Source organism: Streptomyces sp. BE303 (assembly GCF_036290945.1).
Classification (GTDB): Bacteria; Actinomycetota; Actinomycetes; order Streptomycetales; family Streptomycetaceae; genus Kitasatospora.
Genome location: NZ_JAQYWZ010000537.1, coordinates 39,582 through 60,331, shown reverse-complemented (window position 1 = coordinate 60,331; position 20,750 = coordinate 39,582). Strand labels below are relative to the sequence as shown.

At 72.4% G+C, this 20,750-nt stretch carries 20 protein-coding genes, 1 tRNA gene and 1 pseudogene; 3 read left to right on the top strand and 19 right to left on the bottom strand.

Annotated elements, in window-relative coordinates; all coding sequences use genetic code 11:
• Window positions 1–36: 36 nt before the first annotated feature.
• Window positions 37–1,002 carry an aldo/keto reductase gene (locus PUR56_RS11330; RefSeq protein WP_329884928.1) on the bottom strand — a complete coding sequence of 322 codons (966 nt, stop codon included), beginning with the start codon at window positions 1,000–1,002 and terminating at the stop codon, window positions 37–39.
• A gap of 207 nt (window positions 1,003–1,209) precedes the next feature.
• Here PUR56_RS11330 and PUR56_RS11325 point away from each other — a divergent pair, with 207 nt between their 5' ends.
• Window positions 1,210–1,404 (top strand): hypothetical protein, encoded by a 195-nt coding sequence (locus PUR56_RS11325; RefSeq protein WP_329884929.1) that lies wholly within the window; start codon window positions 1,210–1,212, stop codon window positions 1,402–1,404.
• A gap of 42 nt (window positions 1,405–1,446) precedes the next feature.
• On the opposite strand, the gene PUR56_RS11320 is transcribed toward PUR56_RS11325, so the two are convergent.
• The 8 genes and pseudogenes from PUR56_RS11320 to PUR56_RS11285 all read right to left on the bottom strand — a co-directional run bounded on the left by PUR56_RS11320 (window position 1,447) and on the right by PUR56_RS11285 (window position 11,936).
• Complete coding sequence (locus tag PUR56_RS11320) at window positions 1,447–2,565, bottom strand: endo alpha-1,4 polygalactosaminidase (protein ID WP_329948786.1); 1,119 nt, start codon at window positions 2,563–2,565, stop codon at window positions 1,447–1,449.
• Window positions 2,566–2,737: 172 nt separating this feature from the next.
• Complete coding sequence (locus PUR56_RS11315) at window positions 2,738–3,439, bottom strand: spherulation-specific family 4 protein (protein WP_329948785.1); 702 nt, start codon at window positions 3,437–3,439, stop codon at window positions 2,738–2,740.
• Complete coding sequence (locus PUR56_RS11310; RefSeq protein WP_329948784.1) at window positions 3,436–4,341, bottom strand: NAD-dependent epimerase/dehydratase family protein; 906 nt, start codon at window positions 4,339–4,341, stop codon at window positions 3,436–3,438. Before PUR56_RS11310 ends, PUR56_RS11315 begins: the two co-directional genes overlap by 4 nt.
• A 134-nt stretch (window positions 4,342–4,475) precedes the next feature.
• Window positions 4,476–5,183 (bottom strand): annotated as a pseudogene (locus tag PUR56_RS11305) (nucleotidyltransferase family protein); the annotation flags it as partial.
• Between the two features lie 70 nt (window positions 5,184–5,253).
• Window positions 5,254–6,246: an SDR family NAD(P)-dependent oxidoreductase gene (locus tag PUR56_RS11300; protein WP_329884933.1), complete on the bottom strand. Its 993-nt coding sequence runs from the start codon at window positions 6,244–6,246 to the stop codon at window positions 5,254–5,256.
• An 86-nt stretch (window positions 6,247–6,332) separates the two neighbouring features.
• Window positions 6,333–7,865, bottom strand: coding sequence for a hypothetical protein (locus PUR56_RS11295; protein ID WP_329884934.1), 1,533 nt, complete (start codon window positions 7,863–7,865; stop codon window positions 6,333–6,335).
• A 73-nt stretch (window positions 7,866–7,938) separates the two neighbouring features.
• Complete coding sequence (pelF, locus tag PUR56_RS11290; RefSeq protein ID WP_329948783.1) at window positions 7,939–9,444, bottom strand: GT4 family glycosyltransferase PelF; 1,506 nt, start codon at window positions 9,442–9,444, stop codon at window positions 7,939–7,941.
• 104 nt (window positions 9,445–9,548) lie between these two features.
• Complete coding sequence (locus PUR56_RS11285) at window positions 9,549–11,936, bottom strand: hypothetical protein (RefSeq protein WP_329884936.1); 2,388 nt, start codon at window positions 11,934–11,936, stop codon at window positions 9,549–9,551.
• A gap of 415 nt (window positions 11,937–12,351) precedes the next feature.
• Between PUR56_RS11285 and PUR56_RS11280 the strand changes: the two genes are divergently transcribed.
• Window positions 12,352–13,260 carry a tyrosine-protein phosphatase gene (locus tag PUR56_RS11280; RefSeq protein ID WP_329948782.1) on the top strand — a complete coding sequence of 303 codons (909 nt, stop codon included), beginning with the start codon at window positions 12,352–12,354 and terminating at the stop codon, window positions 13,258–13,260.
• Between the two features lie 130 nt (window positions 13,261–13,390).
• Here the strand turns inward: PUR56_RS11280 and PUR56_RS11275 are convergent, their stop codons facing one another.
• The 8 genes from PUR56_RS11275 to PUR56_RS11240 all read right to left on the bottom strand — a co-directional run bounded on the left by PUR56_RS11275 (window position 13,391) and on the right by PUR56_RS11240 (window position 18,527).
• A complete protein-coding gene (locus PUR56_RS11275) occupies window positions 13,391–14,368 on the bottom strand; it encodes an RNA polymerase sigma factor SigF (protein ID WP_329948781.1) in 978 nt (325 codons plus the stop codon).
• 191 nt (window positions 14,369–14,559) lie between these two features.
• Window positions 14,560–15,405 (bottom strand): RNA polymerase sigma factor SigF, encoded by an 846-nt coding sequence (locus tag PUR56_RS11270; protein ID WP_329948780.1) that lies wholly within the window; start codon window positions 15,403–15,405, stop codon window positions 14,560–14,562.
• A gap of 317 nt (window positions 15,406–15,722) precedes the next feature.
• Window positions 15,723–16,016 (bottom strand): Dabb family protein, encoded by a 294-nt coding sequence (locus PUR56_RS11265; protein ID WP_329948779.1) that lies wholly within the window; start codon window positions 16,014–16,016, stop codon window positions 15,723–15,725.
• Window positions 16,017–16,078: 62 nt separating this feature from the next.
• Entirely contained in the window at window positions 16,079–16,243 is a 165-nt protein-coding gene (locus PUR56_RS11260; RefSeq protein ID WP_329884941.1) for a hypothetical protein, read from the bottom strand.
• A 460-nt stretch (window positions 16,244–16,703) separates the two neighbouring features.
• Window positions 16,704–16,793, bottom strand: a tRNA-Ser gene (locus PUR56_RS11255).
• 138 nt (window positions 16,794–16,931) lie between these two features.
• On the bottom strand, window positions 16,932–17,441 hold the full coding sequence (gene tadA / locus PUR56_RS11250) for a tRNA adenosine(34) deaminase TadA (RefSeq protein ID WP_329948778.1): 510 nt from the start codon (window positions 17,439–17,441) through the stop codon (window positions 16,932–16,934).
• 57 nt (window positions 17,442–17,498) lie between these two features.
• Window positions 17,499–18,047 carry a tRNA adenosine deaminase-associated protein gene (locus PUR56_RS11245; RefSeq protein WP_329884943.1) on the bottom strand — a complete coding sequence of 183 codons (549 nt, stop codon included), beginning with the start codon at window positions 18,045–18,047 and terminating at the stop codon, window positions 17,499–17,501.
• Between the two features lie 243 nt (window positions 18,048–18,290).
• Window positions 18,291–18,527 (bottom strand): hypothetical protein, encoded by a 237-nt coding sequence (locus PUR56_RS11240; RefSeq protein ID WP_329884944.1) that lies wholly within the window; start codon window positions 18,525–18,527, stop codon window positions 18,291–18,293.
• Between the two features lie 195 nt (window positions 18,528–18,722).
• Between PUR56_RS11240 and upp the strand changes: the two genes are divergently transcribed.
• Window positions 18,723–19,358 carry a uracil phosphoribosyltransferase gene (gene upp, locus PUR56_RS11235; protein WP_329884945.1) on the top strand — a complete coding sequence of 212 codons (636 nt, stop codon included), beginning with the start codon at window positions 18,723–18,725 and terminating at the stop codon, window positions 19,356–19,358.
• Between the two features lie 92 nt (window positions 19,359–19,450).
• On the opposite strand, the gene PUR56_RS11230 is transcribed toward upp, so the two are convergent.
• Together PUR56_RS11230 and PUR56_RS11225 are read right to left on the bottom strand one after the other, a co-directional pair.
• A complete protein-coding gene (locus PUR56_RS11230) occupies window positions 19,451–20,122 on the bottom strand; it encodes a LytR C-terminal domain-containing protein (RefSeq protein ID WP_329885014.1) in 672 nt (223 codons plus the stop codon).
• A 300-nt stretch (window positions 20,123–20,422) separates the two neighbouring features.
• Window positions 20,423–20,719: a type II toxin-antitoxin system VapB family antitoxin gene (locus PUR56_RS11225; RefSeq protein WP_030061387.1), complete on the bottom strand. Its 297-nt coding sequence runs from the start codon at window positions 20,717–20,719 to the stop codon at window positions 20,423–20,425.
• Window positions 20,720–20,750: the final 31 nt, after the last annotated feature.

The following is a 20,750-nucleotide window of genomic DNA, read 5'->3' as shown; positions in this document are numbered from 1 at the left end:
GTCCACAGCCTCCGTGCTGCCGGGAGAGCGCGGCGCTCAGGCGGAGGCGGCGTCCAGCAGGGCGGTCTGCGCCGGGGTGAGCTCCAGTGAGGCGGCGGCCAGCAGCGGCGGGAGCTGCTCGACGGTGCGGGCGCTGACGATCGGGGCGGCGACGGTGGGGCGGGCGGCGAGCCAGGCCAGGGCGACGGAGGCGAGCTCGGCGTCTTGCTCCGCGGCGACCGTGTCCAGCGCCTCCAGCACCTTGGGTCCGCGCGGGTCGGCCAGGTAGCGGCTGGCGCCCTCGGCGCGGGCGCTGTCCACACCCTCGCCGCCCGGGCGGTACTTGCCGGTGAGGAAGCCCGAGGCGAGCGCGTAGTACGGCACGGTGGCCAGGCCGCGCTCGGCGACCAGGTCGGCCAGCGGGCCCTCGAAGGTGCCGCGCGAGACCAGGTTGTAGTGCGGCTGGACGGCGACGTACGCGGCCAGGCCCTCGCCCTCGGCGAAGGTGAGCGCCTCGGCCAGCCGCTCGGCGCCGATGTTCGAGGCGGCGACGGCGCGCACCTTGCCCTCGCGCACCAGCTCGTCCAGCGCGGTGACGAACTCCTCGACCGGGGTGTGGTCGTCCTGGTGGGTGTAGTAGAGGTCGATGTGGTCGACGCCGAGGCGGCGCAGCGAACCCTCGGCGGACGCCTTGATGTTGGCCGCGCTCAGGCCGCGGGCCTCGGGGTGGAGACCGACCTTGGTGGCGATGACCACGGAGTCACGGTTGCCCCGCTTGCGCAGCCAGTTGCCGAGGATCGTCTCCGACTCGCCGCCGGCGTTGCCGGGCACCCAGGAGGAGTAGGTGTCGGCGGTGTCGACGAAGTTGCCGCCGGCCGCCGCGTAGACGTCGAGGACGGCGAAGGACTGCGCCTCGTCGGCGGTCCAGCCGAAGACGTTGCCGCCGAGGGAGATCGGGAACACCGAGAGGTCGGACGTGCCGAGCTGCACATAACGGGGGGCGTCACTGTGGATTCCGGTCATGATCCGAGTCAACCGGATCGGCCGGGCCGGAATTCCGCGGTCCGGGCAGACTTCACAGGCTTTTCGCACGCCCGTAGCGCTGGGTTCGGCGGGAGTCCGGTACGGGCCGGTCGGGGGCCGGGGCCGGCCCGGTGCCCCTCCCGGCGTGAGCCGGGGAGGGTGCACCGGGGTGTCGGCGCGGTGCCGGGATTCGTTAGAGTCCGTGCCATGGCTGACAACGACTACGACCCCGCCGGCAGCACCCAGATGTTCCGGGCCTTCGTCGACGAGACCCCGGCACCCCAGGCGCCGGGATCCGTCAACACCTACAGCACCAACAGCAACCGCACCGGTGTGATCGCGCTGGTCGCCGTCGTTGCCCTGGTCGTTGTGGGCGCCGTCATCTGGCTGGCTGTCAAGTAACCCTCGCGCCGGAACGCCTGGCGGCTCGGCGGCCCTCCTGCCTCAGCAGGGCTTCCGCCAGGCGTCCAGTTCGAGCTTCTTCTGCATCGAGCTGAGACCCAGCGACTTGGACTGGGCGCAGAACCGGTCGGTGCCGAGCTTGTACTCGACGTGGAACACCGCCTTGCCCGCCTGGATGAACGGGGAGAGGCGGGCGCACTCGTCGAACTCGGCGCACTCCTCGTTCACGGCGAAGTCGAAGTCGGCCAGCAGGGCGGGGATCTGGTCCAGGTCGTTCTTCAGACCGATCGCGAGGCCGCGCTCGTGGGCGAGCGAGGCCAGCATGCGGTTGTAGCGGAGCTGGTCCTCGGCGGTCAGCGGGAATCCGCTGTTCTGGTTGTACGCCTCGATGGTGTCGGGTTCGACGGCGTCGAAGCCCTTCTGCTTGCACATGTCGAAGCGGGCCGCCATCAGCGGCTTCAGCTGGTCGAGCTTGCGGATGTCGAACCACTTCTCGCCCTTCCACCCGTTGCCGGCGCCCTGCAGGGCCTTGGTGAAGGCGGCGGCGTCGGGGCGGAAGTCCTCCCAGGAACCGGCGTTGATGTAGCAGATCACCTTGCGGCCCTTGGCGTGCAGTGCGGCGACCACCGAGGCGTCGGTCTCGAAGCCGTCGATGTCGTAGACGGGGACGTCGACGGACTGGTCGACGCCGCCGCCGAGCTGCCACTGCCAGGCGAGGCCGGGGGTGGGCTGCCAACGGGTGCCGTTCGAGGTGCCGTTCGGCGTGCCGGTGCCGCCGGTGCCGCCCGTACCCGTGCCGGTTCCGGTGCCCGTACCCGGGCCGGGCGGCGTCCCCGGTGCGGTGCCCGGGGTGGTGCCGGGCTTGCCCGTCGGGGTGCCCGGCGTGCCCGGGGTGGTGCCGGTCGGGGTGCCCGGCGCGGTGGTGGCGGTGCCGGGCGCGGGCGGGGTGGTGGCCGCCGTGGCGGCGGGGGCCGACGACGAGCTGTCCGGGGCGGTCGGGCTGCCCGGGACCGGGTCGGCGGTGGCCGCCGGGGGCTGGGCGCCGGGGGCGTCGGCCGAGGAGGTGTCCTCGTCATCCGGGCCGGAGCTGCTGCACGAGGTCGCCAGCAGGGCCGTGGCGAGGGCGAGGGCGGCCAGGAGCGGCCGGGTACGACGGGTCACGGTGCTCGAACTCCGGGTCTGGTCAGGTCCGTTCGGCAACGGGCGGGTCGGTGGCGATCGGTGGGTGTGCGGGCCGGGCGGCAGTCGGCGATCCGCTGACTGCCGGTCCGGTGGTCGGTCGGTCGGGCGGCCGGTCCGGTGGTGCCGGGTCGGCCGTGCGCGGCCGGGACCGTCACGCCGGCGACGCCAGGTCGGGGGCGGTCAGGTCGTGCGGCAGGGTGCTCCAGGGGTTGTCCCCGGCGCCCGGGACCGCGCAGCCCGCGCCGGCCCGGCGGGCGGCGATCAGTGCGGTGGCCTCGCGGGCCCGCTCGGCGGGCACGTCGTAGACCAGGTGGCAGAACCGGGCGGCGGCGTGCCGGCCGGTCCAGAGCGGCAGGGTGAGCGACTGGTAGGCCGTCCAGTCCCCTTCGAAGGTGACCAGCAGGTCGGCGAGCCCCACCTCGGCGTACCCCGGGTCGGGGTGGTCGCCGTGCCCGAACACCACCGTGGAGCACCCGGCGGCCCGGGCCGCGGTGGCGAGGCGGCGGTAGTGCGGCAGGGCGCCCGCCTGGGTGGACACCTGGTCGAGGTAGACGCCGGTGATGCCGTGCCGCTGGCGGTAGGTCAGGACGTCGTTCACCACGGCGGCGTGCGACCGCCGACCGTAGTCGGTGTCGGCGTAGCCGAGCAGCGGCAGACCGGCGGCACGGAGCTGCTCGGCGGCGTCGGTGAAGACGTGGTCCGGATCGCCGGGGCCGTCGGCGAGGTTGAGCACGACGGCGGCGATCCGCTTCGGGTCGGCGGCGGCGACCGCCTGCCAGGCCGCCGGGTCCACCGCGGGGTGGACGTACAGCGGCACCAGCAGGCGGCCGTCGTGGTGGCTTGCGCCGGTCATGCGGCGACCAGCGGTTCGGTGGAGAGCCAGAGGTCGCGCAGCGTCTCGTCGAGCCCCGTCTCCGGCCGCCAGCCGAGCGTCCGGGCGGCGGCCGACACGTCGGCCTGCTGCCAGGAGACGGCCGCGGACCGCTCGGAACCGGCGCCGCTCTCGTCGATCCGGCCGGTGAATCCGGCCGCCGTGACCAGGCCGTCGGCGATCGCCCGGACCGGCCTGGCCGTTCCGGAGGCGAGGTTGAGCACCCTGGGCAGCGGGCCCTGCGCGGTGACGGCCAGACCGACCGCGCGGGCGATGTCCCGGGCGTCGACGAAGTCGCGGTGGGCCGAGAGGTCCCCGACCTTCACCACGCCCTCGGCGCCGTCCGGGGCGGCCCGGCGCAGTTCGGCGGCGAGCCGCCCGGGCAGCGAGCCCGCCGGGGCACCCGGGCCGACCGGGTTGAACACCCGCAGCACCACGGCGTCCAGCGGCGAGCCGGCCACCGCGAGGGAGCCGGCCAGCTTGGTGGCGCCGTAGACGCCGACCGGGCGGGCGTCGGCGTCCTCGTCGAGCGAGCTGCCGGGCGGGCAGACGCCGTACTCGCCGGCCGAGCCGATGTGCACCAGCCGGGCCTTCGGGGCACCCTGTTCGAGCGCCTCGCAGAGCACGGCCGGGCCGCGGGCGTTGACCTCGGCGAGCTTGACGGCGCTGCCGGCCACCGCACCGGCGAAGTTGACCACCGCGTCGGGGGCGAGCGCGGCCAGCTCCTCGCCGAGCGGGCCCGACCCGGCGGCTGCCAGGTCGAGGCGCAGGTCGTGGTCGGGCCGCCGTCCGGCGGTCAGCACGGTGGCCCCGGGCAGGGACCGCAGGACGACGGCGGCGTGCCGGCCGAGAAAGCCGTCGGCACCGAGCAGAAGGATTCTCACGCGGCCCGTCCGTCGTTCTCTGAACCGGCCTGGCCCACCGCGGCGGGCTGGTCGGCGACGTCCGGTGCGGTACGGGCGGCCGGGATCGGCAGCTCCTGCTCGCTCGGCACGGCGTACAGGCCCTCCGCGGCCTCGCCCGGGAGCAGCAGCGACCGGTTGAGCGCGAACTCGGCGTTGGCCCGGTCGTAGTCGTCCGGGCGCCCGATGTCGAGCCAGTAGCCGTCGAACTCGTAGGCGGCCGGCGGCGTCTTGGCGGCGAGCAGGTCCAGGACCAGTTCGTCGAAGCCGAGGGGCAGGCCCGGGGTGTACTTGGCCAGCGCCGAGCGCGAGACGCCGTACACGCCCATCGAGACCCGGTAGTCGATGGTCGGCTTCTCCTGGAAGCCGGTGATCGAGCCGGACTCGGTGGTCAGGACGCCGAAGTCGATCCTCACCTGGCGGGCGTAGGTGGCGATGGTCAGCGGCGACCCGGACGCCTCGTGGTGCTTGAGCACACCGGCGAAGTCCAGGTCGGTGAGGACGTCGCCGTTCATCACCAGGAAGTGCTCGGGCAGCCGGTCCTGCAGGGTGAGCAGCGGGCCGAGGGTGCCGAGCGGGCTGTCCTCGACGGCGTAGCCGACCCGCAGGCCCCACTGGGAGCCGTTGCCGACGTAGGCGCGGATGATGTGGCCGAGGTGGCCGATGGCCAGGGTGACGGTCTTGAAGCCCGCGGCGGCGAGCTGACGCATCACGATCTCCAGGATCGCGTGCTGGTCGCCGATCGGGACGAGCGGCTTGGGAAGGGCGGTGGTGTACGGGCGGAGGCGGACGCCCTTACCGCCGGCCAGGATCACTGCGTGCATGGTGTTTCCCCCACGAAAGTCGGTGCGACAGGGGCCTTCGATGCCGGGAGCGGACGGAAGGCGGGCTGGGTCAGACGTTGTAGATGTCGGTCTTGTAGCGGGCCAGGTTGGCCGGGTCGCGGAAGAACTCGATGGTCTGCTCCAGGCCCTCTTCGAGGGAGTACTGCGGAGCCCAGCCGGTGGCGGTGCGCAGCCGGGTGGCGTCGGCCACCAGGCGCATGACCTCGGAGTTGGCCGGACGGATGCGCTGCTCGTCCTCCTTCACCGTGACGTCCACGCCCATCAGCTTGCCGACCAGGATCACCAGGTCGCCGACCGAGATCTCGCCGCCGGTGCCGGCGTTGAAGGTCCGGCCGACCACGGTCTCGGCGGGGGCGGTGCCGACCGTGCGGAAGGCCAGCGCGGTGTCCTTGACGAACATGAAGTCGCGGGTCGGACGCAGGTCGCCGAGGGTGATCTCGGTCTCGCCGGCGGCCAGCTGGGCGATCACGGTCGAGATGACGGCGCGCATCGACTGGCGCGGGCCGAAGGTGTTGAACGGGCGCAGCGTGACGACCGGCGTCTCGAAGCTCGCGTGGTAGCTGTCGGCCAGCCGGTCCCCGCCGGCCTTGGAGGCGGCGTACGGGGACTGCGTGTTGATCGGGTGGTCCTCGCTGATCGGCACGGTCTGCGCGGTGCCGTAGGTCTCGCTGGTGGAGGTGTGCACCAGGCGGGGGATGTCCAGGTGACGCACCGCCTCCAGCACGTTGAGGGTGCCGGTCACGTTGGTCTCGATGTACGAGTGCGGTGCCTGGTAGGAGTACGGGATCGCGATCAGGGCGGCCAGGTGGTAGACCGCCTCGGTGCCCTTGACCAGGCCGTTGACCGACCCCGGGTCGCGGACGTCGCCGAGGACGATCTCGACCGAGTCCAGCACCTCCTTGGAGAGGGTCTCCAGCCAGCCGAACGACGAGAAGGAGTTGTACTGGACCATCGCGCGGACGTGGTGGCCGTCGGCCACCAGGGCCTCGACGAGGTGGGAGCCGATGAAGCCCTCGGCTCCGGTGATGGCGACGCTGCTCATACGGTGATTCGCTTTCTTCTCTCTGGGGACTGGCTTTCTGGGACCGGGCCGGGTGTGTGAACGGTGGTGACCCGGCCGGTGGTGGTTCAGCGGTGCTTGGTGGTGCGGCCGAGCACGGGCCCGGCGATGGCGGTGAGGAGCGCGGCCGAGGCCCCGCAGCCGATCAGCTGCAGGAGGGTCGGGTCCACACCGGTCAGCAGCCCGGCGCACTCGGCACCCGCGGCGGCCAGACAGATGAGGGCGGTGCTCCAGCTGAGCCCGAAGGCGTTCAGCAGCAGCGCCAGCCAGAGCGAGCCGCCCAGCAGCAGCAGCGCGCCGAGCTCCGGGACGCCCAGCGCCGGGGCGCCGGGCCAGAGCACGGTGGCGGCGGCGTCGAGGGCGGCCACGGTGGTGAGGTAGATGAACAGGCATCCGAGCAGCACGCCGCCGGTGCGGCGGACGAACTCGATCGGCGTGTGGCTGGTCCGCAGCGCGGCCACCGCCATCGCCCGGTACCGGAAGAGCAGCCACTCGGCGAGGCCGAGACTGAGCGTCAGGGCGATCATGGCCGGCCCCGTCGGGCTGGCCGAGGCGCCCTCGGCGGCTCCGGTGCGCACCGCCTCGTGCACGGTGACGCCGAGACCGGCGATCATGGTCAGGGTGCCGACCGCCAGGCCGAACAGCAGGTGCGGCACCTCCTTGACGAGCGGCAGCCGCAACGGCACCGGCTCCGGCTCGCTGCGACGACAGCGCACCAGCTCCCGGGCGGCCAGGCCGATCGCCAGGCCGAGGGAGGCCAGCAGCACCGCGGTGCGGACCACCTGCGGCACGTCGACGGCGAGCACCACGCCGGCGCCGAGCGCGGACGGTGCCAGCGCGAGCAGCAGGAACTTCTCCCGGCCGAGCACCAGCAGCACGGTGGCCGCCGCCAGGTAGCCGGACTGCCCGGCGGCGAAGCAGAGCGCGCCCAGCGGCCCGCCGACCACGTACCCGGCGGTGGCGGAGGCCACCGCACCCAGCGGTGCCCCGATCGCGAGGCAGGCGGCGGCGGACCGGCGCCGGCCCCGGCCGAGCCAGGCGTACGAGCGGTGCGCCAGTGCCTGGTTCCAGGCCCAGCTGGCCAGGGTGGCGACGGAGAGCGCGAGCATGCCCGAGGGCAGCCCGAACCGCATCCGGTCGGCGGCGAACAGGTTGGCGCCGAGCAGGTAGCCGAGGCCGGGCAGGGCGAACACCAGGCCCCGGACCACGCAGCGCCAGGGGTCGGCCCGCCAGGGGTTGGCGAACTCGGCGCTCGGGCCGGGGTAGCGGCGCTCGACCTTCTCGAACAGCTCCGCGGCGACGGTGAAGGAGTCGGGCCGGCCGTACAGCAGGGCCGCCTGCTCGTCGGAGAGGCCGTCGGACTCCAGGAAGGCCGCGATCTCGTACGGGTGGACGGCGTCCGCGCAGACGTCGCGCAGCCGCTCGGCGAGCTCGTCCAGCGGGTCGGGGGAGAGGTCGAGCGGGTCCTCGGCCGGTTCGGGGCGCTGCTCGGGCAGGACCGGGCGGCGCCGCCCCCGCGGCGGGAGGGTGCGCAGCTGCACGGTCTGCTCGGCCCAGTCGGGTCCGGCCTCGTCGGGGACGAGACGGAGGGGACCGCTCATGCCTCCACCTCGCCGCGTTCGGCGGCCGCTTCGCGGTACGCGCACCTGCTGATGATTCGCTCGCTGCGCTCGCTCATGCCGTGACCTCGCTGCGCTCGGGCTCGGACGGCTGCTCCCAGTCCGGGTCCGGCGGGCCGTCCGTGACGGCGACCACGCCTTCCGGCAGCCAGCGGGAGGTGCCCAGCAGCTCGGTGTAGATGCCGCGGAAGCCGTCGATGTTCTGGCGGAGCGTGAACTGCTCGATCACCCGCAGCCGGGCCTGCTCACCGAGCCGGGCCCGCCGCTCCGGGTCGCGCAGCAGCTCGATCGCGGCGGCCGCCATCGGCTCGGGCTCGCGCGGCGGAACGACCAGGCCGGTGTCGCCGACCGCCTCGCGCACACCGCCGACGTCGGTCGAGACGGTGGAGCGGCCGCAGGACATGGCCTCGATCAGGGTGAACGGGAAGCCCTCGCTGATCGAGGAGAGCATCACCACGTTCCCCGCGGCGTACGCGTCGGTGATGTCCGCGACGCGGCCCTCGAAGGCCACCGAGTCGGCGACGCCGAGCTCGGCGGCCAGGGCTATGCATCCGTCGCGGTACGCCTCGCCGCCCTTGGGCGTGCCGCCGAACAACCGCAGCCGTGCCTCGGGTATCTCCTGCTGGACGATCGCGAAGGCCCGGATCAGCGTCTCCAGGTCCTTGATCGGGTCGACCCGGCCGGCCCAGCTCAGGGTGGGGGTCTCCGGCTCGGGTCCGGCGGGCGGGAAGGCCGCCGGGTCGACACCGTTGTAGACGGTCCGGATGTGCGCGGAGGGCGTGCCGCCGCGCTCCTCCCAGCGCCGGTTGTACCGGTTGCCGGGGGTGACCAGCGCGGCCCGCCGGTAGCTCTCCTCGGCGAGCATCCGGTAGAAGCCCAGCAGCAGGGCCTTGACCGGCCAGCGGTACGGGCCGGTGCGGTAGCCGAGGTAGCGCTCGCGCAGGTAGATGCCGTGCTCGGTGAGGAGAAACGGTACGCCGTACTGCTGGGAGGCGATCAGGCCGGGCAGGGTGGCGAGGCCGCCGCTGGCTGCGTGTGCCACACCGTCGCGGGGCGGGTCGACCGAGAGCGGCCGGAGGGCGTGCTCCAGCAGGTCGGTGGCGTTCAGCGCGTCGTGCAGGGTGGGCCGGGAGACGGCGGTGGAGAGGTAGTCGCGGGTCCAGACGTGCTGGAGGGTGCGCAGGGCCCGCTCGCTGCGCAGCGCCGGGCTGAGCAGCCCGCGCCGGGCGAGGTCGGCGAAGCCGTACAGCTCGGTGCCGAAGTGGGTGGTGTAGACCGGGTCCAGGATGGAGTGCAGGAAGCGCTCGTAGGCGTTGAGGAAGCGCCGCATCTCCTTGCCGCGCGGTGCCCGGCCGTCCGCGGCCGGTGCCCAGAGCGGTGCGGTGGTGACGGACCGCACGTTGGCGGGCAGTTCCCAGGCCAGTGGTTCGTGGCCGGTTCCGGTGACGGCGATGATGTCGAAGTCGACGTCCGGCATGCCCTGGACGAGCTGGTCGCACCAGACGCTGACACCACCGTGCTGGTGCGGGTACGTCCCCTCGGTGAGCAGGGTGACGCGCATCTCTGTCCCCCCTCCTGTTCTTGCGTCAAGCACCCGGCCGTGGTGGCCGGGTCGGGTGGTTCCGGTGGCGGGCCGGGAGGACCGGCCCGCCACCGGGTCACCGTTTAGCGGGTGCCGGTCTTGCCGGCGGTCTTCTTGGCGGGTTCGGCCTTCCCCCCGGAGGCCTTGCCGTGCTGCGGGGTGGTGCCCTTGCCGGCGGCCTTCCCGGCGGTACCGGTCGTGCTACCAGCAGTGGTACCAGTGACCGCGCCCTTGCCGGCCACCGGGGCCCCGCTTCCGGGGACCAGGGTCGGCGCGTCGGTGCGGTCGGTGTCGCCCGGGCCGGCCGGGACGGCGTCCGCCGTGCCCTGCGGCACGACCTTGGTGTCGCTCGGCGCCGGGGCGGTGACCGACTTGGCGGCGACGCTCGGGCTGGTGCCGGCCGGGGCGGCCGGGGTGCCCGCGGCGGGCAGCTTCAGCTGGATGCCGCTCTGCAGCTGGCCGGGCTTGACCCAGCCGGAGAGCGAACCGGCGTAGGCGGTGCCGAACGCGGTGCTGCCGATGGCGAGCTGCTGGACGGTGCCGGTCGGCATGGTGGCCTGGACCTGGACGCCGGCCGGGGCGTTCACCGTGACGGTGTCGCCGGTCCGGTAGGCGGTGACCTGGCCGGAGGAGAGCGCCGTGTTCCAGGCCGCGCGGCGCTGGAACTCGACGCCGAGGTCCTTCTGCGCCAGGTTCACGATCGGGGTGTTGTCGGCGTGCAGCGACCGGTAGGTCGAGAGGATCCGCTCCAGCACCGGGTAGACGATCCGGTCCTCGGCCAGGTTCGACTGGTGGATGAAGTGCGGCCGCGGGTCGTTGCTCAGCACGTGGCCGAGGTCGATCCGGGCCTCCAGCGGAACGATGTACGAGAGGTAGCCGGTGTTCACGTCCAGCGGCGTCGGCAGGCAGGTGGAGTTGGCGTTGTTCTCGCAGACGCCGCTGCCACCGTTGGCCGCGCTGGTGTAGATCCAGTTGTACTCGTCCGTCTGCTCCTTCGCCGTGGCGGCGTTGTAGAAGACGTTCATCGGGTAGCGCGGCACGGTCAGCGTGGACGAGCCGACGGCCCGCTGGGCGGGCTCGCGGGACGCGTCGCTGGCGGTCCACTTGACCCCGTTGGCGGCCAGCGCGGGAGCCAGGAACGGGTTGTCGCTGGTCTCCTGCGGGGCGGTCAGCAGGCCGGAGTGCTCGCCGGTGACGAGCTCCGTCTTGTCCAGCGTGAGGCCCCGGGCGGTGGCCCAGTCGAGGTTGTTCTTGATCTGCGAGCTGATGGTCGCCTGGTCGATCCAGACGGTGTTGCCCGCGCCGTCCTTGGAGCACTTCCACGGGACCACCGAGACGTCCTGGAGGCAGCCCAGGTACGGGTGGGTGTAGGTGTGGTTGACCCAGCGGTAGCTGGTCTGGTCGGCGATCATCTGGTCCACCACCGGGTCGGTGGTGGTCTCGTGGTCGACCTTCCAGTCCTCGCTGCCACCGCCGTTGAACACCATGTCCATGGTGAAGTTGTTGGTGGTCTGCCACTGCTTCGCGAACTGCGCGTCGGCGACCGACATCCGGATCGGGTTGGCCGTCTCGGGGGTGCCGGGCGGGCAGGTGACGTCACCGGGGGTGCACTTGAGGACGGTGTCCCAGCGGTCGTCGGCGAGGAAGACGTCGTCGACGTGGGCAGCGAAGTAGTTGCGGTCGTAGCCGAGGTGGACACCCTGGGTTATCCAGTCGACTATGCCGCGGGCCAGCAGGCGGTACTGCTGCTGGTACTGGTTGTAGACGAAGGTGACGACCAGTTCCTTGCGGCCGTCGTGGCTGTACTCGCCGACCAGCGAGCCCTTGGCGGTGCTGCCGGGGATCGGCACCTCGACCAGCGGGGTGAAGCTCGATCCGGCCGGCAGCGTGGCCAGCGGGGTGGCCAGGTAGCCGTAGCTCTCGGAGACGCTCGGGTCGTTGTCCTCGAACGGGACGGAACCCTTGAGGTACCCGAACGGCCCCGTCAGGCCGGCCGTGGAGACCTGTCCCTGGAAGCCGTCCAGCGTGCCCATGTAGCCCGGGTTGACGGCCCAGTTCAGGCCGACCTCGGGCCGGGCGTAGGTGTAGGCGTCGACCTGGCGGACGTTGAACGCCGCCTCGTACGTGGCGATCGCGGTCATCTCGGCGGAGCCGGCCGCGAACGGGTTGTCGTTGGGCAGCACGATGCCCTGGTACTTGCCGCGCGGCTGCCCGTTCAGCGTGTCGCTGAGGAAGGCGGCGTCGATCACCGGGCGGTTGGCGTCGTTCAGGTCGACGATCTTGTACGGGGTGCCCTGGCTCTTGAGCTCGGCGGCGATCGCCGCCGTCGCCGGTCCGCCGTCACTGATGACCAGGACCGTGAGGTCGATCCGGGGCGTGGTGGTGGCACCGTGTGCGAGGGACGACTGCAGGCCACCGGCCAGCAGAACGGCTGCCGCGCAGGCGGCAACTCTTCGGGTCGCTCGACCCATGTTGTCTTTCCTCCCCTGGGCAGGGCGCTCCGCTGCTCGGCACTCGCCTGCCCTGTCGCTGTTCGCAGGCAGCATGCTGCCCGGCGCCCATCCTGGTGGAGAGTCCGTTCCAGGTGGGACCAAATGGGCAGGAGTGCAGCGAATCTGTTACCAACGTTCATGGTCGGGCCATGAAAGCGCTGATTGTGGCCGGAACGGCACCGGCTGCGCAAATAATCAATTAAAAATTAAAACCCGAAGCCTGAGCGTTACCGCTGCTCACCCACCGTGTGGTCCGGGCGGGCGAGGTGGACCCTACACTGGCGGCGTCGCGCCTCACACTCTCGCACACCCTGCCGTTTCGATGGGCAGGTTCATGCAATATCGCGCAGGGTTGTGCCACGTCACCGTCCGAATATCCAATGGAGGCCGCCGCGTGACCGAACAGCAGACCGAGACCGCCGTTTTCCCGGCCGCCCGCAGCCTGGGTCTGTTCGGTGCCGTCAATGCCCGCGACCTCGGTGGCTATCGGACGGTCGGCGGGCGGCTCCTCCGCCCCGGTGCCGTACTGCGCAGCGACGGGCTCAACCGGCTCACCGACGAGGACCTCGCCCTGCTGGCCGCGCTGGGCCTGCGGCAGGTCGTCGACCTGCGCAGCCTGGAGGAAGTGCGCGAGGCGGGCCCCGACCGGGTGCCCGGCCTGCCGGTCGCGGTGATCGCCGACGCCGAGCACTCCGCCACCGCGATCACCGTGGAACGCGCCGCGCCCGACGGCGTGACCCTTCATCACCTGCCCGTTTTCGCGGCGGACTTCGATATTTTCGCGGCACTGCGGGAAGCGCTCGGTGACCGTAGCCCGGAGAAGCAGCGCGCCCTGCTCGGTGACGGCCGGGCCGGCGCGATGATGACGGGCCTCTACCGGTGGTTCGTCACCGACCGGATCGCCCGCGAACGATTCTCGGCCGTCCTGCGCCTGCTGGCCGCGCCGGGCGGTGCGCCGCTGCTCTTCCACTGTTCGGCCGGAAAGGACCGCACCGGCTGGACGGCGGCCGTGCTGCTCACCGCGCTCGGCGTCGATCGGGAGACCGTGTTCGCCGACTACCTGCTCACCAACGAGCGGTCGGCCGCGATCGTGGCCTCGATCGTGGAGAGCTTCCGCGCCCGGGGGCTGATGCACGAGCCGGAGCTGCTGCTGCCGGTCTTCCGGGCCGAGCGCTGCTACCTGGAGGCGGCGTTCGAGGAGGTCGAGTCCGGATGGTCCGGTTTCGAGGCGTTCTGGACGGACGGCCTCGGTCTGGACGACGAGGTGCTGGCCGGTCTGCGCGCCAACCTGCTGGAGTCGTAGGGCCCGCCCGGCCCCGGCCCGCCCGGCGATCCGCCGGGTGTTCGGTCTGACCGGCGATCCGCGGGTGCCCCGGCGCCGGGTGCGCGTCCGGCGGGAGCCGTCGGGCACGCACCCGGTCGGGACGGCGGAGTCACCCCTCGCTGATCAGGCCCTCGCGCAGCTGGGTGAGGGTCTTGGTCAGCAGCCGGGAGACGTGCATCTGGGAGATGCCGATCTCGTCGCCGATCTGCGACTGGGTGAGGTTGCCGAAGAACCGCAGCATGATGATCCGGCGCTCGCGCGGCGGCAGCTTCGCCAGCAGCGGCTTGAGCGACTCCCGGTACTCCACGCCCTCCAGCGCGAGGTCCTCGTAGCCGAGCCGCTCGGCCAGCGGTCCGTCGCCGTCCTCCTCGCCCGGGCTGGAGTCCAGCGAGCTGGCGGTGTACGCGTTGCCGACCGCCAGGCCCTCGACCACGTCCTCCTCGCTGACGCCGAGGCAGACGGCCAGCTCGGCGACGGTGGGGGAGCGGTCCAGCCGCTGGGAGAGCTCGTCGCCGGCCTTGGTGAGTGCCAGGCGCAGCTCCTGGAGGCGCCGGGGCACCCGGACCGACCAGCTGGTGTCCCGGAAGAAGCGCTTGATCTCCCCGACCACCGTCGGCATCGCGAAGGTCGGGAACTCGACCCCGCGCTCCGGGTCGAACCGGTCGATGGCCTTGATCAGGCCGATCGTGCCGACCTGGACGATGTCCTCCATCGGCTCGTTGCGGCTGCGGAACCGGGCCGAGGCGTACCGGACCAGCGGCAGGTTCAGCTCGATCAGCGTGTCGCGGACGTACGTGTGTTCGGCGCTGCCGGGGGCCAGTGCGGCCAGTCGCAGGAACAGCGAGCGGGAGAGCGTCCGGGTGTCCAGCCCGGCGCCGGACGGCGCCGGGGCGGCCTCCGGGACCGGCTCGGGGCCCGCCTCCGCGGTGCTCGGCCCGGCTGCCGCCGGGCCCGCCCCGGGGGGTGCTCCCGCTTCGGCGCCGGGTGGCGCGGCCGGGCCCCGCCGGAACGGGATCCGGTCGACGGCGAACGTCGCTCCTTCGGCCTGACCAGCGTGGATCTCCGCAGTGCCCAGCTCTCCGGACATGCACCCACCCCCTTGTGACTGACAGTTGAACGGGTGCCGTCGCCCGGCGGTTCCCGAGCGATGCCTTCCCCCTCCATACCGGAACACGGTCTCCGGCAAACCAGGGGGTCGCAAGACGTCACGCGCCGGTAACGCGGAGCGATCCCGCCGTCGCACGGAGCGCCGTCCTGTTTTGTCGGGGATTGTGACGGTCAGTCTTCCCAGGAGTTGCCGGTCCGAAGCCTGGCCAGGATCCGGGAGAGCAGTCGGGAGACGTGCATCTGGGACATGCCCAGCTCGGTGCTGATCTGGGACTGCGTCAGGTTGGCGAAGAACCGCAGCATGACGATCCGTCGTTCCCGCTCCGGCAGCTGCACCAGGAGGTGACGGACCATGTCCCGGTGCTCCACCTCGGCCAGCGCGGAGTCCTCGTAGCCGAGCCGGTCGAGGAGGGCCAGCCCGCCCTCGTGCTCCTGCGCGGCCTCCAGCGACGCCGCGTTGTACGCCCGGCCGGCGTCCAGGCAGGCGCGGACGTCCTCCTCGGGGATGCGCAGGCTGGCTGCGATCTCGGGGACCTTGGGGGCCCGGCCGTGCGTGACCGTCAGCTCCTCCATCGCTCCGCTGACCTGGACCCAGAGCTCCTGGAGCCGGCGCGGGACGTGCATGGTGCGGACGTTGTCCCGGAAGTAGCGCTTGATCTCGCCGAGGATGGTCGGCAGTGCGTAGGTCGGGAACTGCACGCCCCGGGTGGGGTCGAACCGGTCGATGGCGTTGATCAGGCCGATCGTGCCGACCTGGACGACGTCCTCCATCGGTTCGCTGCGGCTGCGGAACCGCGTGGCGGCGTACCGGACCAGCGGGATGTTGACCTCGATCAGTGCCGCCCGGACCCGCTCCCGCTCGGGGGCGTCCGGGGGCAGCTCGGCGAGCCGCTCGAAGAGCACCCGGGTCAGGGTCCGGACGTCCACCGTCGGACGGCCTCCGGGGCCGCGCAGGCCGTCCGGGCGGAGTTCGCCGGCCGGGCTGATCACGGTGGCCAGCACCTCGTCGTCCGGCACGCTCCCTGGTGTCCGCACGGACACGTCACCCCTCCCAAAGTCGACAACGGTGAGACCTGTGGACCGGGTGTCGTCGGGTTTCGTGCACCACCTAGCGATGTCCGGCAAAACCGGTCATAGCATCACAAGGCGGGCGCACGTCGGGCAAGCACCGCGTGGAGGTGTGTTGGTGCCGCGCCGGAGGATCCACCGGGCCCTCCGGCGGCGCGGCGGCGGATCGTTCCGGGACAGAGCAAGGCGCCCCGTCCGGGTTCCGGGCGGGGCGCCGCGGCCGTCCGGGGGACGCGCCGGGGGTGCGTCGGGACGGCCCTCCGGGTTCAGACCTCGATGTCGGCGATCACCCAGGTGGCGAACTCGCGCCACTGGCCGGCCGCGGCCTGGTGGGCCGGGTGGGTGAGGTACGCCTGCAGGGCCTCGCGGTCCTCGACGAGGCTGTTGATCGCGTAGTCGTGGGCGATGTCGCGCTCGGTGGTGTTCCAGCCGCACTCCCACTCGCGGAGCTCGGGAACGACCGGGCCGAGCTCCTCGAAGGCCTTGGCGCCGGCGAGCGCGCGCTCGTCGTCCTTGCTGACGCCTTCGTTGAGCTTGAACAGGACCAGGTGCCGGATCACGATGCCGCTCCTCGCGGACGGGGGGTGAGAGTCAGGGCCCACCGTAGCCGGTGGGGTCCGGGCTACTTCACCAGCCCGGTCATGAAGGTGCCGACGGCCTTGGCGGCGTTCGAGATGCCTTCGAAGCCGAGCTGGACCAGCTCGGCGGCGCGGGCCGGCGAGGTGATGATCGTGTAGAGCACGAAGACGAGCAGGAGGACCATTCCGATCTTCTTCGCCTGTGCCATCCGGTGACCTTCCTCCTTGCCGTGGGCCGCCGCCATCCGGTCCCCGAGCGGTCCTCTGCACTGGGCAGCTTATCCACCCGGACGGCCCATCAGGTGTGCGACGCGTTCACCCGGTGGGACGAAGGTCCCCGCGACAGGGGCCTTTCTCCGGGTGCCCGCTCGCGGATCGGACGGCAGGATGGGGAACGTACCGAGGATCTGGCAGGAATCCCCGGTGCGTGGATCCGGAGCTCCCCGCTGTGGGACCGGGTGTCGCGACTTCCCCCCCGACGCGACCCCGGTTGTGGGACTCCGTCGGGGGAGCGGTCAGTCCCCCCGAGCCGCTCCCCCCTTCCAGGCTCCGTACTCGACCGGGCGTTGGTGGTCATCGGCCCCCGAGTGCGGAGCCCATTTCCGTGTATGAGGGTGCGCGGAAACGCCGAGGGCCCGTCCGGACTTCCGGACGGGCCCTCGGGCTTTCTGGCGGTAGCGGTGGGATTCGAACCCACGGTGAAGTTGCCCCCACACACGCTTTCGAGGCGTGCTCCTTTGGCCGCTCGGACACGCTACCGAGGGGAACTCTACCGGACGGGTGGCACCGTCACGAAATCTTTGTCGGGGAAGGGCCTGCGGCGGTCCGCGGCGCGGTGCGCGGGGGCCTTCGGCGGTGCGCCGGGGGGTGGTGCCGACGGCGGTGTCCGCGGTGGTGTCAGCGGTGGCCGTCGAAGAAGGCGCGGAGCTGCTCGCCGCACTCGTCGGCGAGGACGCCCGGGACCACCTCGGGGCGGTGGTTGAGCCGGCGGTCGCGCATCACGTCGAAGAGGGAGCCGGCCGCGCCGGCCTTCTCGTCGAGGGCGCCGTAGACCACGCGGTCGATCCTGGAGAGCACGATCGCCCCCGCGCACATGGTGCACGGCTCCAGGGTGACGACCAGGGTGCAGCCGCCGAGGCGCCATTCCCCGATCTTCCCGGCGGCCTGGCGGATGGCGACCACCTCGGCGTGGGAGGTCGGGTCGCCGACGGCCTCGCGCTCGTTGTGGCCGCGGCCGAGGACCTCGCCGTCCGGACCGAGGACGAGCGCCCCGACCGGGACGTCTCCGGTGGCCGGCGCCAGCGCGGCCTCGGCGATGGCGAGGCGCATCGGCGCCGCCCAGCGGTCACGGACCGGGTCGGGGCGGACGGGGGCGGGCAGCGGCGGGATCGGGCGGGCGGACTGCATGGCATCCAGTGTCGGGCATGGCGGGCATCCGGCCGTCCGGACGGCGGACACGGACCGTTACCGGACCGCCTCCAGGACCTCGCCGCAGCCGAGCGCCTCGGCGATCTCCTCCAGGGCGTCGCCCGGCACCGCGCCCTCGCCGCTGAGGGCGAGCAGCCGGTCCGGGGCGAGGCCGAACTCGGTGAGCAGGTGGGCGTCGCCGAGCGGGCCGACCGGGACGCTGCCGCGGTCGCCGGACTCCTCGTCGTCGTCCTGCTCCCCGGCCTCGCCGCCCTCCTCCAGTTCGGCGACCAGGTTGTCGAGGTCGCCGAACTCGCTCTCGCCGGCCTGGTCGACCAGCTCGTCGGTGAGGACGGACCCGTAGGAGCTCCGGGCGGCGGCGGCGCCGTCCGACACGAAGATGCGGGGATCCTCCTCGCCGTCCACCCGGACGACGGCGAACCAGGCGTCCTCCTGTTCGATGAAGACCAGGACGCTGTCGTCGTCCTGGGTCGCCTCGCGGGCCAGGTCTGCCAGATCGGCGAGGGTTTCGACGTTGTCGAGTTCCGTCTCGCTCACATCCCACCCGTCGTCGGTGCGAGCAAGCAGTGCAGCGAAGTACGCCACCAGGGACACTCCCAAGATCTCGGTCTCGGCTGTCGGCGCTCTCGGGCAACGCGGAACTGGCCGCCCCCGCGCCAGAGGCGGTCCGCCGTTCGGACCGTCCCATCGGAATCGTGACAGAAAGCCCGGCTCTGCGGGGGGTGTTCGGCAGCGCGTCTTTGCAGGTCGTGTCGGAAGGGTTGGCTGCCGGACGGCGAACGGGGGACGGGGCGGGAAGAGGCATGTGGAGAAGCCGTGGAGGGCTTGTCAGATCCGGAAGGTTCGCATCCGCATCGCTTCGCGCATGCGGCGTTCCTTGGTCCGGCGTGGCTGGACCCGCTCGCGCAGTTCGCGCGCCTCGGTGAGCTCGCGAAGGAAGACGGCACGCCGTTTGCGGCGTTCCGCCTCGGTCTCCGGGCGGTCCGGGGGCGGGCCGAAACGGCCGTCCGACGAGGTCGCGGCCTCGTCCGCCGAGCCGTCCCCGGTGTTCGGGTTGCTCGTCATAAGACCTGACCTTCCCAGATCGGCCCGGTTGATACCACAGGAAGCGCATCCGTCCGGACGTTCGCGGTGCGTCACGGCGTGTCACTGTCCGGCAGGAGGCGGACGGGGGGCGGACGGGGGGCGGACGGGGGGCGGCGCGCCCGGGTCTGGCACGGCGTGTCGTACGGGCGTCCGGGCGCGGGCTAACCTCGATGCATGCGGACCCACGTCGTCGACCACCCCCTGGTCGCCCACAAGCTCTCCACCCTGCGCGACGAGCGCACCGACTCGCCGACCTTCCGTCGCCTGACCGACGAGCTGGTGACCCTCCTCGCGTACGAGGCCACCCGGGACGTCCGCACCGACGAGGTGGAGATCACCACCCCGGTGGCGGTCACCACCGGCACCCGGCTGTCCTACCCCCGCCCGCTGGTGGTGCCGATCCTCCGGGCCGGCCTCGGCATGCTGGACGGGATGACCCGGCTGCTGCCGACGGCCGAGGTCGGCTTCCTCGGCATGGTGCGCAACGAGGAGACCCTGGAGGCCTCCACCTACGCGACCCGGATGCCGGACGACCTCTCCGGCCGCCAGGTCTACGTGCTCGACCCGATGCTGGCCACCGGCGGCACGCTGGTCGCGGCGATCCGGATGCTGATCGAGCGCGGCGCCACCGACGTCACCGCCGTGGTGCTGCTGGCCGCGCCCGAGGGCGTCGCGGTGATGGAGAAGGAGCTGGCCGGCCTGCCGGTCACCGTCGTCACCGCCGCCGTCGACGAGCGGCTGAACGAGAACGGCTACATCGTTCCGGGCCTCGGCGACGCCGGCGACCGGCTGTACGGCACGGCCGGCTGAGCAGCCCCGTACGACCGACGAGAGCCCCCCGGCGCGGTGCCGGGGGGCTCTCGTCGGTCGACCGGGCGGGCGGACCGCCGGCTGTCGGTGGTTCAGCAGCTGCCGGTGGTGCTCGGAGCCGGCGTGGGCTTGGTGGCCAGGGCCAGCGCGGCGGCGGCCTGGGTCTCGTCGAGCAGCGCGTTGTAGCTGTCGCCGATCACGAAGTCCACGGTGCCGTCGGTGCGGGCGTCGGCCGTGCTGGTGGCACCGGCGATCACCGAGCCGACCAGGGTGGACGCCCCGGCGCCGGCCGGGCCGGCGACCACCTGGGCGGTACCGGGCACCTTCTTGTCCAGTTCGGCGGGCGCGTTGCCGACCTTGCCGATGGTGAAGCCGCGCTTCTTCAGCTCCTCGGCGGTCCGCGCGGCCAGCCCCGCCTTGGCGGTGGCGTTGTAGACGTTCACGGTGACCGACGCCGGCTGCGGGATCGCCTGCGGGTCGACGGGGGCGCCGGGCGCTCCCGGGGCGGTCGCCGCGCCGTCCGGGGTGGGAGCGGCCAGCGGTTTGCCGGAGGGGGAGGCGCAGGCCTGGGCCGAGGCGTGCTTGCCCTTGCCGCTGAAGATGTCCCAGAGCTGGACGCCGCCGAGACCGATCAGCGCCAGCGCGAGCAGCGCGCCGATCAGGGCGAACACCTTGCGGCTCTTCTTCGGTGGTCGGCCAAGCCGCGGATAGGCGTTGCCGGTGATGCGGTACTGCTTCCCCTTCAGGCCTTGGGGAGTCAACATGCTCACGGTTTGTCTCCCCCTCGTGCCGGGGCGGGGATCGGGTGACGGGCCGGCCGGGGCGCGGTGTCGGAACGGGGCCGCGGCCGTAGTCAGCAGATTAGTGCCGTACGGCTGCGAAGGTACTAAACGATCATCATCTGGAGTATCCCGGCACCCGAAAGGGGGTATCCGGGTGCGAACGGACCGCCCTCCGGGTGGTGACCGGAGGGCGGTCCGACGTCGCGTGAGGGGCCGGCTGCCCCGACATCTCCGCCGGCGTTCCGGTCGACCCCGTCGACTTCTCCGCCGGTGGCCGGTCCGTCATTCCATTTCGAGGACACGGGCGTGCAGCACCTGGCGCTGCTGCAGCGCGGCGCGGACCGCGCGGTGCAGCCCGTCCTCCAGGTACAGGTCCCCGTGCCACTTCACGACGTGCGCGAAGAGGTCCCCGTAGAAGGTGGAGTCCTCCGCCAGGAGGGTTTCCAGATCCAGCTGGCCCTTGGTGGTCACCAACTGGTCGAGTCGCACCGGGCGCGGGGCGACGTCCGCCCACTGGCGGGTGCTGGTACGGCCGTGATCCGGGTACGGCCGCCCATTGCCGATGCGCTTGAAGATCACACGGAAAGCCTACCGTTTGGGCGGCGGATGG

Excerpts from the sequence above, each read along its gene's own strand:
- PUR56_RS11330 (WP_329884928.1), bottom strand. The coding sequence starts at position 1,002 with ATGACCGGAATCCACAGTGACGCCCCCCGTTATGTGCAGCTCGGCACG.
- PUR56_RS11325 (WP_329884929.1), top strand. The coding sequence starts at position 1,210 with ATGGCTGACAACGACTACGACCCCGCCGGCAGCACCCAGATGTTCCGG.
- PUR56_RS11315 (WP_329948785.1), bottom strand. The coding sequence starts at position 3,439 with ATGACCGGCGCAAGCCACCACGACGGCCGCCTGCTGGTGCCGCTGTAC.
- PUR56_RS11300 (WP_329884933.1), bottom strand. The coding sequence starts at position 6,246 with ATGAGCAGCGTCGCCATCACCGGAGCCGAGGGCTTCATCGGCTCCCAC.
- PUR56_RS11295 (WP_329884934.1), bottom strand. The coding sequence starts at position 7,865 with ATGAGCGGTCCCCTCCGTCTCGTCCCCGACGAGGCCGGACCCGACTGG.
- pelF (WP_329948783.1), bottom strand. The coding sequence starts at position 9,444 with ATGCGCGTCACCCTGCTCACCGAGGGGACGTACCCGCACCAGCACGGT.
- PUR56_RS11285 (WP_329884936.1), bottom strand. The coding sequence starts at position 11,936 with ATGGGTCGAGCGACCCGAAGAGTTGCCGCCTGCGCGGCAGCCGTTCTG.
- PUR56_RS11275 (WP_329948781.1), bottom strand. The coding sequence starts at position 14,368 with ATGTCCGGAGAGCTGGGCACTGCGGAGATCCACGCTGGTCAGGCCGAA.
- PUR56_RS11260 (WP_329884941.1), bottom strand. The coding sequence starts at position 16,243 with ATGGCACAGGCGAAGAAGATCGGAATGGTCCTCCTGCTCGTCTTCGTG.
- tadA (WP_329948778.1), bottom strand. The coding sequence starts at position 17,441 with ATGCAGTCCGCCCGCCCGATCCCGCCGCTGCCCGCCCCCGTCCGCCCC.
- PUR56_RS11240 (WP_329884944.1), bottom strand. The coding sequence starts at position 18,527 with ATGACGAGCAACCCGAACACCGGGGACGGCTCGGCGGACGAGGCCGCG.
- upp (WP_329884945.1), top strand. The coding sequence starts at position 18,723 with ATGCGGACCCACGTCGTCGACCACCCCCTGGTCGCCCACAAGCTCTCC.
- PUR56_RS11230 (WP_329885014.1), bottom strand. The coding sequence starts at position 20,122 with ATGTTGACTCCCCAAGGCCTGAAGGGGAAGCAGTACCGCATCACCGGC.